Below are 14,041 nucleotides of genomic sequence, written 5' to 3' on the forward strand. Positions count from 1 at the left end.
CGGAGACATGGATGCGAACCCCGGAGCACCTCGACCGGTTCGCCGCCTTCAAGCGCGAGAGCGACGCCCGCCCTCGCGCCGTCGCCGACCATCTCAGGCAGACCGGGCAACCGGCCAGCGGGGGAGTGATCTGCGCCTTCGCGCCATCTGCAGCTCGGAGCGGATCGAGAATCGGGAAGTTGGGTACCGCGCGTCCTGACTCGCCACCAGGTCCACCACGACGGGAGCGCCACGTTGACCTACGAGCCAGTCGACCTGAACCTGACCGATCCGACGAAGGGCTACCTGAACTTCGTCGCCCGCACGGTCGACGAGCCAGGGCCCGAGGCCTCAGGCTGCCTGGCGGACTGCTCCGTCTCGGTCTGCTTGTGGAGTTTGTCGTCCGCGGACAAGACGTGCCCGAGGGGCCCGTCTCACCCGAGGCTTCAGAGTTCTGCTGTTCCAGGTGGTCCAGCAGACCGGCAGCATCGAGGCCCGGACTGCCCTTCAGATGGCGGGCCAGGAGGCGGCCATCACGTCCCATGGCGACGGCCGCCTCCTGAACTGGGGCGCGAACTGGGGCGCGGCTCTACGACGTCATGTGTCGCTTCGGTCGCTGCTGCAGGGGTGTGCGGTCGAGGAGTACTCAAGAGTCACTCAAGACGGCAGCGACGGACGGGCAGCGACCCGGAAGAGGCAGCGTCGCTGCTCGGTCGCTGAAGGAAAGTGGCTGGCTGGCGGGGGAGTTCCCGGTGGCCCAGCGACCGAAGCGACCCAAGGCCCGGGTATATGACGCGCTCACCCGCATGCACGCATGTGAGTGAGCGCGTCATACATTGACGACTTGGGTCGCTTCGGTCGCTGTTCAGGCTGGTGCACGATGGTGACCTGCGGGTTTTGTCCAGCGGCTGAGGAAGCGACCGACGGGCTGCTCGGTCACTGCGTCTCTCCTCGGGTTCCTGGTCCGGTTGCGGGGACGGAATCGTCTCCTGTCTCACATGACCTTTCCTTTATCGCTGCTTCGCTAGTCTGTTTCCCTTGTTGAGTAGCTTCGGTCGCTGACGGGGGGACGCATGACCGGTGAGCTGCGAGATTTAGGCTGCGATTTACGACGTTCCGCTCCGCCCCGGCAAGACGTTGTCCTGCGGTCCTTGGCCGTCGCACGATGGTGCGCCGGGCGGGGGTGGCCGGTCCATCCGCTGGCCCCGGGACGCAAGACGCCCCCGGGCAACTGCACGGCCTGCCGCGAGCCCGGGCACACCCACCGGGGGTGCCCCTGTCCCGCCGCCGGGCGCTGGTGCCACGGATTCCGGGCTGCCACGCTGGACTTCGCCCGGATCGAGAAGTGGTGGGGTGAGCGGCCCGACTTCGGCGTCGGGATCGCCTGCGGCCCAGCAGGGCTGGTCGTCATCGACATCGACGCCCATCCGGGGCAAATGCCCGGCCGTGACCGGCTGCTGCCCGGCATCGACATCGCCGATACCGTGGACCTGACGGGGCTCGCCAACGGGTTCCACACGATCGGGGTGCTCGCCGCGTTGCGCGGCGCCGTCTCGCCCGCCGAGGACACGACCACCTTGCGGGTGCGCACGCCCTCCCGCGGGCTGCACGTCTGGTACAGGGCCCCGCAGGGGCACCCCTGGCAGTGCTCCTCCGGCTCCGGCGGCCGACGCGCGCTGGCCTGGCAGGTGGACGTACGGGCGCACGGCGGGTACATCGTCGCGCCGGGCACCGTGACCGAGGCGGGGCGCTACGAGGGCGTGGGCGAGGTGAGAGAACCTGCCCCGCTGCCGGACTGGCTTGCGTGGGAGCTGGAGCGCACCGGGCATCTGCCACCCACGCACGTGCCGGCGCCCCGGCCGGTGCCGCCCCGGGCCCGGCAGGCCGTCCTGGCCGCCGGAGGAGGGCACGGAGCCGTCGGCCGTCTCCTGAGCGGGCTGCTGGCCGAAGTGGCCGCCTGTGCCGCCGTACCCGAAGGGGCGGGCTTCACCGACAAACTCAACCGGGCCGCCTACACCGCCGGCGGGCTCGTCGCTGCCGGGCTGCTGGCTGAGGCCGAGCAGGTCCTGGGCGAGGTGGCGGAGTACGCCCGCCCCGGGCAGGAACGCCGCTACGCCGCCGTCATCAGGAGCGGGATCAGCGCAGGGCGCATGCGCCCGCTGAGTCCGGGGGGCGGCCGGTGACGCCCGCCCCCGACAAAGCCGTCTTCGACGCCCGCTCGGTCGCCGCCCAGATCCTGGCCCAGCCCGTGCCCCAGCCCCGCCCGCAGGAACGGAGCACCCCCGGGCTGGGCGGCGAAGCCACCGCCGGCGGGCTGTTGCCGGACACCCTCAGTGACCGCGGCAACGCCAAACTGTTCGTCCGGCTCTACGCCAACGACTACCGGCACGTGCCGGGACTGGGCTGGTTCCGCTGGGACAGCACCCGCTGGCAGCCCGACGAGGATGACACCGTGCTGTGGGCCGCCGGTGACCTGGCGGAGTCCCTCGCAACCACCGACCCGCGCGGTGTGTTCAGCACGGCCGCGCTCCAGCAGCACCAGCGCCGCGCGCTGAGCACCAGCGGGATGAACGCGATGCTCACCCAGGCCCGGTCGGCGCCCGGTATGGTGCTCAACGCGGCGCTGCTGGATGCCGATCCGTACGCGCTGTGCACCCCCGGCGGGATCGCCGACCTGCGCACCGGGCTGATCCGAACCCCCGACCCGGACAAGGACTTCCACTCCCGCTCCACCACCGCCGCTCCCGAGCCCATGCCGACGCCCCGCTGGGACCGGTTCCTCACCGACACCTTCGGGGAGGGGCCCGAGGGCGCGGAGATGATCGACTTCCTGCATCTGCTGCTCGGCTACTCCATCACCGGCGACGTCGGCGCCCAGGTGATGCCGTTCCTGTTCGGCTCCGGCAAGAACGGCAAGTCCGTACTGCTGGACGTGGTGATGAAGCTCGTCGGCGACTACGCGGACGCCGCGCCGCCGGGGTTTCTCATGGCCCGCCCCTACGAGGGGCACCCCACCGATCTGGCGGAACTGCACGGCCGCCGGGTCATCGTGTGCAGCGAGGTGAAGCCGGGGGACCGTTTCGACGAGGCCCGCGTGAAGCTGCTGACCGGCGGAGACCGCATCAAGGCGCGGCGGATGCGGCAGGACTTCTTCAGCTTTCAGCCCACGCACAAGCTATGGCTGCTGGGCAACCACCGGCCTGAGGTCGGTACGGGCGGGTTCGCGTTCTGGCGGCGGATGCGGCTGATCCCGTTCGAGCGGGTCGTGCCCGATCGCCGGAAAGTGGACAACCTGGCCGACATCCTTGTCACCGAGGAGGGGCCTGGCATCCTCAACTGGCTCATCACGGGCGCCCGACGCTACCTGAGCGGCGAGCGGGACCTGCTGGGGCCGGAGCGGGTGCGCATCGCCACCACGGCGTACGCGGAGACCGAGGACCACATTGGGCGTTTCCTTGGTGAGTCCTGTCAGCTGCAGCCGGACCTGAGGGCGGAGCAAGCCGGTCTCTATGCGGCGTACCGGACGTGGTGTCAGAATGAGGGAGCCCCGGCCGTCTCGTCCCGATCCTTCGCGGCGCGGGTCCGGGAGGCGGTGGGACTGGAGTCTCCCAAGGGGATGATCCTGTCCAACCAGCGCAAGTACTACCCGGGCATCGGACTGGCCGCCGACGAGGAGACAGCATGAGCGCCCTCATCGCCGAGGACGAGATCGACCACGAGATCGACTTCGTCTGGCTCGAGGACATCAGCAGGCTGGACTACGTGCGGCAGAGTCTGGACCGGCTGCCGACCCGCCGGGGCAGGCCCGCCTACCACCGCGACGGCCGCATGGTCGGCTACGCGCTGCTCGGGCGAGGGGCCAAGCCGTCCCGTTCGTCGGGGACCTTCCGGCGGCGGGTGTTCTGGCTGTTGCCGCACGACCGGGACACCGAGCCGGAGGGGCTGTACGCCACCGGCGCTCCGGCCGAGGCGGTCGATCCGCGCACGCTGATGCCCGGGAGCAAGGGGCGCAAGACGGAACTGTCGGAGGGCGGGGCAGTATCGTCTCTGTAGGGCGAGAGGGAGACGGACAGCTGCTGGGCGGGCCCGAAGCGCGCGCCCGGCAGAGCGGGATGTGTCCCTTGGAGGGGCCGTACCTATGCGGCGGTCTCCGCGTAGTCGGTGAGCGGAATACGGACGCTGTCGGCGGCGGAAGCGGTTGCCGGCTGATGTCGTCGTAGAGCACGTACAGGATGCTGCAGGCACAACCGGTCATCCACCAGCCTGGGACCGGGAGCCTTCCACGGCCAGGTCGGACGCCACGTTCCTCCTCGCTCACCTGCTGTCCATCCGGGAGCAGGGCACGCAGACCTGATGAAGCACATGGTGGACATCCAGCGGCAGTCGATCGGGCCGGGGAGAGGGGAGTGATGGCCTGGTCCCGCGGTGCGGCAGCACCATGTCGAGAGCCTGCGGGCTGATCCGCGGGTTTCCCGCGACGCCCGCCGCCACCGGCCCGCGTTCATGCGCGGGGAGGTCACGGAGGAGTGGCTGCTGTCCGCGTGGGTGGCGAACGAGAACACACTGTTCTCCCACGGGGAGCGTCACTCCCGATTGCGCTGGCTGGTCCGGGACCCGTTCACGGCATGGCACGCCGAATCCAGGCTCTGTGGTCCCGGGTTGAGCGAATCGCGGCAGAGCTGCTCGACGGCCTGGCCGCGGCCCGTCCGGAACGGCTGATGCATGGGACAGCGAGTGGCGCCCACCTGAGCGAATCGCCGAATTCTGGTTGTTCTTGCTTCCCGGGCCGGCGGTAGCGCCGGGCGTCGCAGTCCGACAAAGGAGCAGCGGCAAAGAATCAGCTCCCCAGAATCTGTGTGAACCCGCCCCGCCGAGCGGGTCTCCGGTCCAGCAGCTGTCAAGTCGGCATCGAGTACGGTCAGGGACCGTTGCGGCAGGCTGATGGAGGAGCGATGAGCAGTCGCAACGTTGCACCCGTCCTGATCCGCGTCGAGCGGGGACGCGCCACCGAGGAAGAACTGGCTGCCCTCACCCTGGTGTTGCTCGCGGCGTGCGAGCGCGGCGCGGATCCCCACGGCGAACTGCCTTCCGTCCGCCCCTGTTGGTGGCAGCACAGCACGAACTACCGATCCCCGGCCGGATGGCTGTGACCTGCCGCGCTTGAAAGATGCGGCCGGCGAGCGAGACTGCCCGCCGGATCACCGCGCCGGCGATGCCGTCCACCCGACCCGGACTCCCCTTCTGCGCAGGCTGAGCACTGCGGCGTCCTCTGCCCGACTGTTACCCGCGCCCACAATCGACCAGAGACCGACCGGATCGGTCATGCCTAACGCGTCAAAGAACTCCTCTGGTTTGTACCTCTGGCGTCAAATAAGTCCGCGTCGTTTGTAATTGACTCTCATCGTCGGCACCCATGGGTGACCCTCATCCTAATCCCTGAGACGGCCACGTGCATTTATCGGCGATAGGGATATAAGGATGAATATGACCATCATGTCGTTGCTGAACAGGGGATTCCGCTTATTAAAACAGCTGGTGCGGTTTTGTATTGACAGGCTGCTTGTGCTGTTTTTAGGATGCCGCAAACGGCGTGTGCTGACAGCACTAGACCGCTTGGGCATGGGACAGGGGGAACCCGTGAACATCGATGTACTTGGCACTCTGAACGTCCGCGAGAATGGTGTCTCCATTACTCCGACCGCGCCGAAGCCGAGACAGGTACTCGCCCTGCTCGCGCTCCGCGCCGATCAGGTGGTGTCCGTCGCCTCTCTGACCGAGGAACTGTGGGGCAGCACGCCGCCGCGCAGCGCTCGTACAATTATGCAGACTTATGTGCTTCAGCTGCGTGAACTCATCGCGTCCGCACGGGAACGGGGCCGTGAACCAACTGGTGCGCGGCGCGCACCCAAGGCCGTTCTGGCAACGCTTCCCGGCGGCTATCTGCTCGACAGCGACGGGGGAGCCAGTGATGTGCGGGACTTCGAGCACCTCGTGGCCGCGGGTTACCGGGCGATGGACGCCGGGGATTTCCAGGATGCGGCACGGAAGCTGAGGCAGGCTCTCGGGCTGTGGACCGGGCCTGCCTTCGCGGATGTTCTGCCTGGCGAGCAACTTCAGATGGAGATCCGGCGTCTGGAAGAGATCCGGCTGTGCGCTCTCGACCAGTGCATCGGGGCAGAACTCCGGCTCGGCCGGCATCGTGATCTTCTCGCCGAACTCACCCTGTTGATAAACCGTCACCCAACCCACGAAAAGCTACGATCTCAGTACATGCTGGCCCTTTACCGATCCGGGCGGCGCGGCGAGGCGCTGGAGGCGTACCAGGACCTGCGCGCGACGCTGGTACGAGAACTCGGACTGGAGCCGTCCGCCGAACTGCAGCGGATCCAGCGCCTGATCCTCATGGAGGGCGCCGATGCCCCACTTGGCCGCCCCGCAGCCGGCCGCGCCGACCGTCTGGTGCGGAGCAACTGAGCGACGACAGGCGGCTGACCTGCACCGAAGACCCGCGCGCACATTTTGCTTGTATTGCGAATGTTTGAGGCCCGCTCAAATGCGGCTCAAGGCACCGGTGTTTTCCGCGCGGTCCCGGCTAGCGTGCCAATTTGCCGACGCCTTTCCGATCAAGGAGAACCTGACGACGAACGGAGGCACCTGTGGAGATCAAGGTCCTGGGACCGTTGCACGCGGAAGTGAACGGCCGCTCGATCGTCCCGACCGCCGGCAAGCCCCGACAGGTTCTCGCCCTGCTGGCGCTGCACCCGCGCCGTGTCGTTTCCGTCGCGACGCTGATGGAGGAGATCTGGGGGAATCAGCCGCCGAGGAGCGCGATGACCACGTTGCAGACGTACATCGTGCAGCTGCGCCGCTGCCTGAGCACCGCGATGGGGCCCGAGATATCAGGCGCGGCGAAAGATGTTCTGGTCACCCGACACGGCGGCTACCTCCTACAGGTGCCGCCGGAGTCCGTGGACGTACAGGCGTTTGAGCAATTGGTCGCTGACGGCCAGAAAGCATTCGAGGAGGGGAAGGACGAGCGGGCCGCCGGCCGTTTCAGGCGCGCTCTGGCCCTGTGGCAGGGCCTGGCGCTGCTGGACGTACGACGCGGCCCGGTCCTGGAGATCGAGGCGATGCGGCTGGAACAGTCCCGGTTGGTGACCGTCGAACGCCGGATCGACGCGGACCTGCGACTGGGCCGGCACGCGGAACTGATCGCCGAACTCGCCGAGTTGATCGCACGCCATCCCCAGCACGAAGGCCTGCACGCGCAGGCGATGGTGGCGCTGTACCGGTCCGGCCGGCAGGCGTCCGCTCTGGACCTCTACCGGAAGCTGCGGGGACGGCTCATCAACGAGCTCGGAGTGGAGCCCTCGCCGCAGCTCCAGCGCCTGCACCAGGCGATGCTCGCGGTCGATCCGGAACTCGACGTGGCCGCCGGTTCTCGGCGCGGCTCGACATTCGACCGGTACGCCGCCTGAAACCGGCATCGTGCTGGTGGACGCGGTGCTGTGTGCGGACGGCCCGGTGAAATCGCCGGTGGATCTGACGCTGGCGCCCGAACACCGCCGTGGGCACGGCGCGTTGTACGGTGCCCTCAACCGCGGCGGGTTGGACGTCGGCCGTCTACGGACGGCGCTGGCCGGGTTGCCGCTGCCGCGTTTCGAGGGCGGTCGCCTGGTGCTCGCGGTCGGCGTGTCGCCGTGGCCGCGCTCGGACGCTCCCTGCTCGGACCAGCGGCTGTTCTGCCACGTCTGCGGCCGGGCGAGGACAGCTTCGCAGCTCATCCCGGGCTGGCCCTACTCCTTTGTCGCTGTGCTGGAGCCCGGTGCCACCTCGTGGACCGGGATCCTGGACGTGGTCCGGCTCGGGTCCGAGGACGATGCGACCGCGGTCACCGCCGCCCAGCTCCGGGCCGTGGTGGAGCGGCTCGTCGCGGCCGGCCAGTGGGCGCCTGGGGACCCCGTCATCACGATCGTCATGGACGCCGGCTATGACGTCACCCGCCTTGCCTGGGTACTGCGCGATCTCCCGGCGGAGCTGGTCGGCCGCAACCGTGGCGACCGGGTGATGCGGCTGCCGAAGCCGACCCGCGTCCACGACCCCAAGGGCGGGCGCCCGCCCGAGCACGGGCCGGAGTTCCGCTTCGCCAAACCCGAGACCTGGCCCGAACCGGAGACCATCACGGCCACCGACACCCTGAACTACGTCACCGCCGCCACCCTGTCGAACAACGGTGAGTTCCTGAAGCTCCCCGGGGCGGGCGCCCGCCGGTCGGAAGTGCGGCCACCCTGGTCCCTAGCACCTTTCGAGCCTTCCTCTTGCACCCTTGTGCAAGGTGGTCTGTGACCCGTATCACTCACGCCGCAGTCCGGCGCCACTCCTGCCGGGGTCGGGCGAACAGGAGGACCACGTGGACGACATGGATGAGGACGCCGGCTGGAATTCCCGGGAAGGGGTAGAGCTGTCACCACCCCACTGGCCACCGCTCCGGCTCGCCGGTATCGATGAGGACGACGCCTGGGAATCCCACGTCGTGCGCGGGATCGACTGACACCCGGCACCCGTGTTCCTGACGTTCGACCGGGACACGAGTGGACCTTGACAGTCTGTGCAACTGGCATGGCATAGGGCACAGGTGCGAAGGGGTCGACATGAAACGGTTCGTCCGGCCGGGGTGGGCAGCGGGCTTCCTGCGCGGGCTCGGGCGGTCCCTGATATGTCTCGGGGCCATCCACACCGGCCCGATCGTGCTCCAGTACTACGTGCTGCACGAGCGAGCGCCGGATCCGCACGCCCGTGATCCCTTCGCCAGGTACGCCGAGGGAGGGCTGCGGCTGCTGCCTCCGGATGCCTCGGGCCCGTCGCCGTACCACCCCGAGCGCCTTTGTGCGGACATGTCGCTGTCCGAGACGGAACAGCTGCTGGCTCGTGAATTATGGCCGCCGGACGGCTACAGACTGCTGTGACCACATCACCTGTCGCGGGCGGGAGCACGCCATGGACGATGTGAACCGGGACATTCGCATCCGCGGGGTACGGCAGCAGCCCGAGTGGAGCGATCTTCTGTAGTTACGCAGGGTAGGCCGGGAACCGGCTGCCCAGCCCGCCCTCGTACGCGCCGAGGAACCGCAGGAATGCACGCGCGAGCACATCACGCGCAAGGCCGCCCCGCTCCCGGCCCGTCGAAGTCGTCGGCGGCGCCGAACTGCCCGTGTTCCGCGCGCACACGGTGAACGGCCCGGAGCCGGACCCGGACCCGGTGGCCAGGGCCTGTCTGACAATTCCCGTCTGCCTCGCGACACCATGCACGCACTCTCGCCGCACCGGGCGCAGACCCAAGTAGGTCCAGTACGAGGGCCTACGCCCGGCACGCCGAGAGCACGCACCTGACGCCGCGAGGCCGCCCTCCGGGCGACGACGGGAATTGTCAGACAGCCCCTAGGGCCGGCCGACCGGCACCGGATCTGCCGCAGCGGCGACCGGCAGTTCAACCGCGTGCTGCACACCATCAGTTTGATCCGGAGGCGACTGGACCCGGCCACGAAGACGTACGTCGCCCGCAGAGCCGTCGGGGGCAAGACCTCCCGTGACGCCCAGCGGTGCCTCAAGCGTGCCATCTGCCGTCAGCTCTTCAAAACTCTCGAACGCGCCGGTCACGACAGCGGAGCGGATCGTGAAGATCTCCCTCAGGCAGCTTGACGCGATACAGCGGCCTCGGGGCAGCAGCAGATCGACCTGTTCGGTACCGCCGGACGCGTCGGCTTCTGCAACACCTTCGCGCTCACCTGAGAACGCGACGAGTTCGTCCCGGACGGCCTGGGCCCGGTCCGGGTCAGCCGGGACGCGGTCGCCGGGGAGGTGCACGCGTTGCGCGGACCGTCCTTCGCCGCCGTGTAATTCCACCTCGAATCCGTGCTCACTCTAGGCGGGCCCCGCATCGTGGGCACGACCCTGGCCGACCTGCTGGCCTCCGCGCCGGCGCCCGCCGCCCGAACTTTTCCCTCGACGGTCCTCCGGTCACGGCACAGCTCCCCTACGACGTGTGAGGAGGCGCATGCACCCGTATGTCGTCGACGCGTTCGCCGAGCAACCCCTCAGCGGAAATCCGGTGGCGGTGTTCTTCGGCAGCGACGACCTGAACGCCCAGCAGATGCAGCGCATCGCCCGGGAGATCAACCTCTCGGAGACCACGTTCGTGCCACGCCCACGCCGGCCCGGAAGCGATGCCCGCGTGCGCATCTTCACGCCCATCTGCGAACTCCCCTTCGCCGGGCACCCGCTACTCGGGACCGTCGTCGCCCCGGGGCTGCGGACCGAAGGGGACCGGCTCCGGATAGAGACCGCCACGGGCGTCATCCTCTTCAGCCCGGAACGCGCCCCGGAATGCGCCGACGAAGTGGCGATCTGGGCGAGCGTGCGCCGGCCGGTGCCCGTGGGGCAGCCCTTCGACCGCACCGGCGAGCTGTTGCAGGCGCCGGGCGTGAGCACCTCGACCCTCCCGGTGGAGATGCACGTGAGCGGCCCCAGGCATGTCCTCGTCGGCCTAGAGAGCACGGAGGCCCTGGCGAAGGTGAACCCCGATCACCGTGCCCTGTCCCGCTTCCCCGACCTGGCGGTCGACTGCTTCGCCGGAGGCGGGACCGTCTGGCGCAACCGCACGTTCTCACCCGCCCACGGAGTGGTCGAGGACGCGGCCACCGGATCCGCCGCCGGTCCCCTTGCCATCCATCTCGGCCGTCACGGTCTCAGCACCTGCGGGCGGCGCATCGAGATCGCGCAGGGCGTCGAGATCGGCCGTCCCTCGCCCATGGGCGCATTGGTCCACGGACAGGGCGACCGGGTCGACTCCGTCGAGGTCCTCGGCCACGGCGTCCTCACCGTCGAAGGGCGTCTCCATGTCTGTCCCGTCCCCGTCGACCAAGACCTCCGGCGTGGTGGACGGCCGTCGTACCGCCAGCCGCTCCGAGTCGCCCACGGGCACCGTGGAAGTGCGCCTCCCCGAGTACCGCGTGCCGCCTGCCGAACCGATGGGGCTGCTGGTGCCGTGGCTGGAGCGAGGCGCCGCCCTCGGCCAACCGGAGCCCCTCGCGCTGGCCTTGGCCACGGCCGGCCCCCGGGGCCGTACACCGTCCCGCATCGTGGTGCTGGGCGCGGTGACGGAAGCCGGGACCGGCTTCGTCACCCACGCCGACAGCCGAAAGTGCCGGGAACCGGCCGGGAACCCGTGGGCGTCCGGCGTCCTGCACCGGAGGGAGTGCATCCGGCAGATCACGTTCGCCGGCCCCGTGCACCGGCTGTCCGACGCGGACGCCGCAGCCCTGTGGTTCGGATGGCCTGTCTTCACGCATGCCATGAACACGGCCTCCTGCCAGAGCCGGCCGCCGGATGGCCTTGACCACGTCGCCGAGCCTGCGGGCCGGCGCCCGCAGGCTCGGCGAGCCGCAGCGGGCACTGCCCCGCCCCGGGAGGTTCGCGGCCTACCGGCCAGCGACCGATTCCGTGGAGTTCTGGGCGAACGGCACCGACCGACTGCACGAGCGGCTCCGTTACGACCGCACCGCCTGCGGCTGGCAGGCCAGCAGACTCCAGCCCTGAACCGTCGATGCGTCACGTCGAGGCGGCCGCATCCCCGAAGAACTGGAGGACCCATGGCGCTGTGGCCGACCGCACCGTCCTGGCCCGGTACATCCCCGTCGGGGTTCACCATGTCATCGGACCGGCTCGACCTGTGGTTCATCCGCAGCCCCAGCGGCGGCGGACGGCGAGCCCTGGACCTGTCCGCGCTGGACGACGGCGAGCGGGCGCGGGCTGACGCCTTCCGCAGACAGGCCGACAGGCTGCTGTACGCCGCCGCCCACGCCGGGCTGCGCCGCCTGCTCAGCCGGTACACCGGTCATGACCCGCAGTCCCTGCGCTTCATCCGCGAACCGTGCCCGGGCTGTGCCGGGCCGCACGGCCGTCCTGCCGTGGCCGACCCGCCGGTGCCGCTGCACTTCTCGCTCTCCCACAGCTTCGGCGTGGCCCTGGTGGGCTTTGCGCCGGTGCCCGTGGGCGTGGACGTGCAGCGGCTACCCCGCGAACACACTGTCGAGATCTGTACGCCGGCCCTCCACCCGGGCGAACGCGCCGAACTAGCCGCGGTGCCGCCGGCCGACCGCCGGGCCGTGTTCGGCTGGCTGTGGACCCGCAAGGAGGCCTATCTCAAAGGTCTGGGCGTCGGCCTGAGCCGTGGGGCGATACAGGACTACCTGGGATTTCGCGGATCGGAGCACCCGGTGGACTGGACGGTACGCAGCATTCCCTGCTTCCCGGACTACGCCGCCGCAGTGGCCGTACGCCACCCCGCGCCCACCGCGGCCGGGGTGCGGTGTGTTCCGGCGCGTTGGCTGGATTCTACCGATGCCTGGCGTGTGGAGGGCGCCCCGGCAGGCGTGCGGATGCCCCTGGCAGCGGCGGGCCGCGCCCTTTCGTCTGATCTCCCATGGAGGACCCCATGTCCCGGACAACCCAGAGCCTGCACCACCGCATTGACGAGCTGACCGACCGAAAGCGGGCCGCACGGGATGGTCCCGGTGCCGCCGCCACCGAGCGCCAGCACAGCAAGGGCAAGCTGACCGCGTACGAACGCATCGACCTGCTGCTCGACAAGGGATCGTTCACCGAGGTGGAGCAGCTGCGCCGGCACAGGGCGACGGGTTTCGGGCTGGAGCACAAGAAGCCGGACGGCGACGGAGTCGTCACCGGCTGGGGAACGGTGAACGGCCGTACCGTCTTCGTGTACGCCCATGACTTCCGCGTCTTTGGCGGGGCGCTCGGCGAAGCGCACGCCGAGAAGATTCACAAAGTCATGGATCTGGCCGCGGCCGCGGGGGCGCCGCTGGTGTCACTGAACGACGGTGCGGGAGCCCGTATCCAGGAGGGGGTTTCCGCACTGGCCGGCTATGGCGGAATCTTCCGGCGCAACACGCGTGCGTCCGGGGTGATTCCGCAGATCTCCATCATGCTCGGCCCGTGCGCAGGCGGCGCCGCCTATTCGCCCGCACTCACCGATTTCGTGTTCATGGTGCGCGACACCGCGCAGATGTTCATCACCGGGCCGGACGTGGTCCGGGCGGTGACGGGCGAGAAGATCACCCACAACGCGCTGGGCGGTGCCGATGTGCATGCCGGCAGTTCCGGCGTGGCCCACTTCGCCTACGACGACGAAGAGCACTGCCTGGAGGAAGTGCGATACCTGCTGTCCCTGCTGCCCTCGAACAACCGTGAGATGGCGCCCGTTGTACCCACCGACGATCCGGCGGACCGGCCCAACGACCGGCTGCTGGACCTGATCCCGGCTGACCCGGGCCAGGCGTACGACGTCCGCGACGTCATCGAGGAGATTGTCGACGACGGCGAGTACTTCGAGGTCCATCCGCTCTGGGCGACGAACATCGTCTGTGCACTGACCCGGCTCGACGGCCAGGTGACGGGCATCGTGGCCAACCAGCCGGTCAACCTGGCGGGTGTCCTGGACATCGAGGCGTCCGAGAAGGGCGCGCGATTCGTGCAGTTCTGCGACGCGTTCAACATTCCGCTGGTCACCCTGGTCGACGTGCCCGGCTTCCTGCCCGGCGTTGACCAGGAGCACAACGGCATCATCCGGCGCGGCGCGAAGCTGCTCTACGCCTACTGCAACGCCACTGTTCCGCGGATCTCCCTGGTGTTGCGCAAGGCGTACGGCGGCGCCTACATCGTCATGGACTCCCGGTCCATCGGCGCCGACCTGGCGTTGGCCTGGCCGACCAACGAGATCGCGGTGATGGGCGCCGAGGGCGCCGCCAACGTCGTGTTCAGGCGTGAGATCAACGCGGCGGACGCCCCCGAGGCCATCCGCCAGAAGCGCATCAAGGAATACAAGGACGAGCTGATGCACCCGTACTACGCGGCCGAACGCGGACTGGTGGACGACGTCATCGACCCGCGTGAGACCCGATCGGTGCTGATCCGGTCGCTCGTGATGCTCCGCACCAAACACGCCGACCTGCCCTCGCGCAAGCACGGCAACGCGCCGCAGTGATCT

At 69.2% G+C, this 14,041-nt stretch carries 13 protein-coding genes and 1 pseudogene; 13 read left to right on the top strand and 1 reads right to left on the bottom strand.

Annotated elements, in window-relative coordinates:
- Positions 1 to 1,130 precede the first annotated feature (1,130 nt).
- From SSP29_RS49690 to SSP29_RS49730, 9 genes and pseudogenes are all read left to right on the top strand, one after another.
- Positions 1,131 to 2,162 (top strand): bifunctional DNA primase/polymerase, encoded by a 1,032-nt coding sequence (locus SSP29_RS49690; protein ID WP_245883588.1) that lies wholly within the window; start codon positions 1,131 to 1,133, stop codon positions 2,160 to 2,162.
- Positions 2,159 to 3,664 carry a DNA primase family protein gene (locus SSP29_RS49695; protein WP_089107634.1) on the top strand — a complete coding sequence of 502 codons (1,506 nt, stop codon included), beginning with the start codon at positions 2,159 to 2,161 and terminating at the stop codon, positions 3,662 to 3,664. The genes SSP29_RS49690 and SSP29_RS49695 overlap by 4 nt, the downstream gene beginning before the upstream one ends.
- Complete coding sequence (locus SSP29_RS49700; protein ID WP_089107635.1) at positions 3,661 to 4,032, top strand: DUF6009 family protein; 372 nt, start codon at positions 3,661 to 3,663, stop codon at positions 4,030 to 4,032. The genes SSP29_RS49695 and SSP29_RS49700 overlap by 4 nt, the downstream gene beginning before the upstream one ends.
- An 899-nt stretch (positions 4,033 to 4,931) precedes the next feature.
- A complete protein-coding gene (locus tag SSP29_RS49710; protein ID WP_089107637.1) occupies positions 4,932 to 5,129 on the top strand; it encodes an acyl-CoA carboxylase epsilon subunit in 198 nt (65 codons plus the stop codon).
- A 487-nt stretch (positions 5,130 to 5,616) separates the two neighbouring features.
- Positions 5,617 to 6,453 (top strand): AfsR/SARP family transcriptional regulator, encoded by an 837-nt coding sequence (locus tag SSP29_RS49715; protein WP_089107685.1) that lies wholly within the window; start codon positions 5,617 to 5,619, stop codon positions 6,451 to 6,453.
- Positions 6,454 to 6,635: 182 nt separating this feature from the next.
- On the top strand, positions 6,636 to 7,457 hold the full coding sequence (locus SSP29_RS49720; protein ID WP_089107638.1) for an AfsR/SARP family transcriptional regulator: 822 nt from the start codon (positions 6,636 to 6,638) through the stop codon (positions 7,455 to 7,457).
- Between the two features lie 7 nt (positions 7,458 to 7,464).
- Positions 7,465 to 8,184: pseudogene (locus tag SSP29_RS49725) on the top strand (transposase); the annotation flags it as partial.
- Positions 8,185 to 8,389: 205 nt separating this feature from the next.
- Positions 8,390 to 8,530, top strand: a complete 141-nt coding sequence (locus tag SSP29_RS59025; RefSeq protein WP_167450203.1) for a hypothetical protein — start codon at positions 8,390 to 8,392, stop codon at positions 8,528 to 8,530.
- A 100-nt stretch (positions 8,531 to 8,630) separates the two neighbouring features.
- The gene (locus SSP29_RS49730) at positions 8,631 to 8,945 is read left to right on the top strand and encodes a DUF6059 family protein (RefSeq protein ID WP_089107639.1); all 315 of its coding nucleotides are present in this window, start codon (positions 8,631 to 8,633) and stop codon (positions 8,943 to 8,945) included.
- A gap of 472 nt (positions 8,946 to 9,417) precedes the next feature.
- On the opposite strand, the gene SSP29_RS59030 is transcribed toward SSP29_RS49730, so the two are convergent.
- Positions 9,418 to 9,882, bottom strand: a complete 465-nt coding sequence (locus SSP29_RS59030) for a hypothetical protein (protein ID WP_150136490.1) — start codon at positions 9,880 to 9,882, stop codon at positions 9,418 to 9,420.
- 151 nt (positions 9,883 to 10,033) lie between these two features.
- Between SSP29_RS59030 and SSP29_RS61660 the strand changes: the two genes are divergently transcribed.
- The 4 genes from SSP29_RS61660 (at position 10,034) to SSP29_RS49755 (ending at position 14,038) form a co-directional block, all read left to right on the top strand.
- A complete protein-coding gene (locus SSP29_RS61660; protein ID WP_089107640.1) occupies positions 10,034 to 11,374 on the top strand; it encodes a PhzF family phenazine biosynthesis protein in 1,341 nt (446 codons plus the stop codon).
- Complete coding sequence (locus SSP29_RS61090; RefSeq protein WP_089107641.1) at positions 11,365 to 11,574, top strand: pyridoxine 5'-phosphate oxidase C-terminal domain-containing protein; 210 nt, start codon at positions 11,365 to 11,367, stop codon at positions 11,572 to 11,574. The genes SSP29_RS61660 and SSP29_RS61090 overlap by 10 nt, the downstream gene beginning before the upstream one ends.
- A gap of 110 nt (positions 11,575 to 11,684) precedes the next feature.
- Complete coding sequence (locus tag SSP29_RS49750; protein WP_245883597.1) at positions 11,685 to 12,518, top strand: 4'-phosphopantetheinyl transferase family protein; 834 nt, start codon at positions 11,685 to 11,687, stop codon at positions 12,516 to 12,518.
- On the top strand, positions 12,473 to 14,038 hold the full coding sequence (locus tag SSP29_RS49755; RefSeq protein WP_089107642.1) for an acyl-CoA carboxylase subunit beta: 1,566 nt from the start codon (positions 12,473 to 12,475) through the stop codon (positions 14,036 to 14,038). Before SSP29_RS49750 ends, SSP29_RS49755 begins: the two co-directional genes overlap by 46 nt.
- Positions 14,039 to 14,041: the final 3 nt, after the last annotated feature.

Source organism: Streptomyces hyaluromycini, assembly GCF_002217755.1.
Taxonomy (GTDB): Bacteria; Actinomycetota; Actinomycetes; order Streptomycetales; family Streptomycetaceae; genus Streptomyces; species Streptomyces hyaluromycini.

Bases quoted from the DNA above. Each gene is read 5' to 3' on its own strand.
- SSP29_RS49700 (WP_089107635.1), top strand. From the start codon at position 3,661: ATGAGCGCCCTCATCGCCGAGGACGAGATCGACCACGAGATCGACTTC.
- SSP29_RS49710 (WP_089107637.1), top strand. From the start codon at position 4,932: ATGAGCAGTCGCAACGTTGCACCCGTCCTGATCCGCGTCGAGCGGGGA.
- SSP29_RS49730 (WP_089107639.1), top strand. From the start codon at position 8,631: ATGAAACGGTTCGTCCGGCCGGGGTGGGCAGCGGGCTTCCTGCGCGGG.
- SSP29_RS61660 (WP_089107640.1), top strand. From the start codon at position 10,034: ATGCACCCGTATGTCGTCGACGCGTTCGCCGAGCAACCCCTCAGCGGA.
- SSP29_RS61090 (WP_089107641.1), top strand. From the start codon at position 11,365: ATGGCCTTGACCACGTCGCCGAGCCTGCGGGCCGGCGCCCGCAGGCTC.
- SSP29_RS49750 (WP_245883597.1), top strand. From the start codon at position 11,685: ATGTCATCGGACCGGCTCGACCTGTGGTTCATCCGCAGCCCCAGCGGC.
- SSP29_RS49755 (WP_089107642.1), top strand. From the start codon at position 12,473: ATGTCCCGGACAACCCAGAGCCTGCACCACCGCATTGACGAGCTGACC.